Origin of the sequence: Streptomyces sp. NPDC015171 (genome assembly GCF_043079545.1) — a bacterium.
Classification (GTDB): domain Bacteria; phylum Actinomycetota; class Actinomycetes; order Streptomycetales; family Streptomycetaceae; genus Streptomyces.
Map to the genome: position 1 here is coordinate 1 of NZ_JBIBUO010000051.1, position 2,686 is coordinate 2,686.

A 2,686-nucleotide genomic window follows, 5' to 3' on the forward strand; every position below is an offset into this window, starting at 1 on the left:
GTCTGGTCAACCATGTGGCCTGGGCGGCCCGTGAACTCGCCGCGCGCGGCACCGGAGGTGCCCCGCTGTTCTCCTCGGTCGCCTTCGACCTGGTCATGCCCAACCTGTGGGCACCCCTCGTGACCGGACAGGCCGTGCACACGGTGGGGCAGGACGTCACCCTGGCCGATCTGGGCGAGCACCTGGTCGCCTCGGGGCCGTACAGCTTCGTCAAGCTGACCCCGGGCCACCTCGACGTCCTGTCCCAGCAGCTCACCGCCGAGCAGGCGGCCACGCTGGCGCCGGTGCTGGTGGTGGCGGGCGAGGCCTTCACCCGCGCCACCCTGGAGCGCTGGCGCGCGCTCGCCCCGGACACGGAGCTGATCAACGAGTACGGTCCGACCGAGGCGTCCGTCGGCTCCACGGTCTTCCCGGTGACGGAGCCGGTCGGCCGCGAGGTGGTCCCGATCGGGCGTCCGTTGCCGAACATGCGGACGTACGTGCTGGATTCGGGGATGCGTCCGGTTCCGGTGGGTGTGCCGGGTGAGCTGTATGTCGGCGGCACGGGTGTGGCGCGTGGGTACGCGGGCCGCCCCGACCTGACCGCGGAACGCTTTCTGCCCGACCCGTACGGTGATGAGCCGGGCGCCCGTCTGTACCGCACCGGCGACCTGGTCCGTCAGCTCCCCGACGGTGCCGTGGAGTTCCTCGGCCGTATCGACGACCAGGTCAAGATCCGCGGCTACCGCGTCGAACTCGGCGAGATCCAGGCCGTCCTCACCGAACACCCCGCGGTCCGCGAGGCGTTCCTCACCGTCCACGAGGGCACGCTGACCGCGTACTATGCGCCGGCCGACGCGCCCGCGGACTCCGTACGCGCCCATCTGGCCGACCGGCTTCCCGAGTACATGCTGCCCGGGACCCTGATCGCTCTGGACGCCCTGCCGCTGAATGCCAACGGCAAGGTCGACCGGCGCGCCCTGCCCGCCCCGGACGCCGCTGCGGCGGTGGATGACGGCCATGTCGCGCCGCGCACGGTGACCGAGGAACGGATCGCCGGGATATGGGCCCAAGTGCTGGAGCGGGAACGGGTCGGTGTCGAGGACGGCTTCTTCGAGATCGGCGGCCACTCCATCCGTGCCGTCGCGCTCGTCGGCGCGCTGCGCGCGGCCGGATTCGACATCGGGGTCAGGGACGTCTTCGAGCACCGCACGGTCGCCGAGCTGAGCGAGTTCCTCACCGGCCGCCCCGCGCGCACCGAGGTGGATGTGCCCGTCGAGCGGTTCGCGCTGATCAGCGCCGAGGACCGGCAGACGCTCCCGGGCGACGCCGTGGACGCCTACCCGCTGACGCAGGTGCAGCTCGGCATGGTCCTGGAGATGCTGGCGGACGACACCGGGCACGCCTACCACAACGTCTCCTCGTTCCGGATCAGCGAGCCGGAGCCGTTCTCGGAACGGGCGCTGCGCGTCGCCGCCGACGTGGTCGCGGCCCGCCACGAGATGCTGCGCACCTCGTTCCACCTCCACGGCTGCACACAGCCGCTCCAGGTGGTGCATGCCGAGGCCACCGTCCCCGTGGCCGTGCACGACCTGAGGGGGCTGGACGAAGACCAACGGCGCGCTGCCGTCCGGGAATTCAGCGCCCGTGAGCGCGCCGACCTGTTCGACCTGGAGCGGGCACCGCTGCTGCGGATGACCGCTCACGTCGAGGACGACGGCTGGCGGCTCGGGCTGACTGTCTGCCACGCCATCACCGAGGGCTGGAGCCACCGGGCGCTGTTGATGGAGCTGCTCGACGAGTACCGCCGAGTGCGCGACGGCGGGGAACCGTCCGAGGCGCCCACGCCGCCCGTGCGCTACGCAGATTTCGTCGCCGCCGAACTGCGTTCGCTGGAGTCGGAGCCGGACCGGGCGTACTGGCGGCAGGTCACCAGCGGCTACGCGCGCTTCTCCCTGCCGTCGGCCTGGGCCGGCGACCGCACCGCCGAGCGGGAGCGCTACCGGGTCGCCGTGCAGCTCGGTCCGTACGAGTCCGGGCTGCGCGCGCTGGCCGCCCGGGCCCGCGTCTCGGTCAAGAGCGTGCTGCTGGCCGCACATCTGAAGGTGCTCAGCCTGCTCACCGAGGAGAGCCGGTTCCACTCGGGTCTGGTGTTCAGCGCCCGCCCCGAGGCGCCGGGCGCCGACCGGGTGTACGGCATGTACCTCAACACGCTGCCGTTCGCCTTCGACGTGGACCGTGACCGCACCTGGGAGGAACTGGTCCGAGAGGTCTTCGCGCACGAGGCGGGCATGTGGGAGCACCGCCGGCACCCGATGCCGGCGATCCAGCACGACGCGGGTGTGGAACGCCTGCTAGACGTGCGCTTCAGCTACCAGGACTTCGACCACGTCGACACCGAGCGCGTCGACCTGGCCGACAGCTCCGGCGAGGGCGCGACCGAGTTCGACCTCGCGGTGTCGGCGGTCTCCGGCTACCTGCTGATGGCCACGCACACCCACGCGCTGTCCCGCGAGAACGCCGACCGGCTCACCGCGCTGTACGCGGCGGTCCTGGCCGCCATGACCGTGGACCCGGTCGGCGACGCCCGCGTGGTGCCGCTGCCGGCCGAGGAGCTGGAGCGGCAGCTGGTGACCTGGAACGACACTGCGCACGAGGCCGAGACCGCCTCCGTGCTCCAGCTGTTCGAGGCGCAGGCCGCCCGCGT

Annotated in this window: 1 protein-coding gene; it reads left to right on the top strand. The window is 72.0% G+C overall.

Translation table 11 applies throughout. The features are described from left to right. Positions 1-2,686, top strand: a 2,686-nt coding sequence (locus tag ACF073_RS41435; RefSeq protein ID WP_392076742.1) for a condensation domain-containing protein, incomplete at both ends; no start/stop codon positions are given.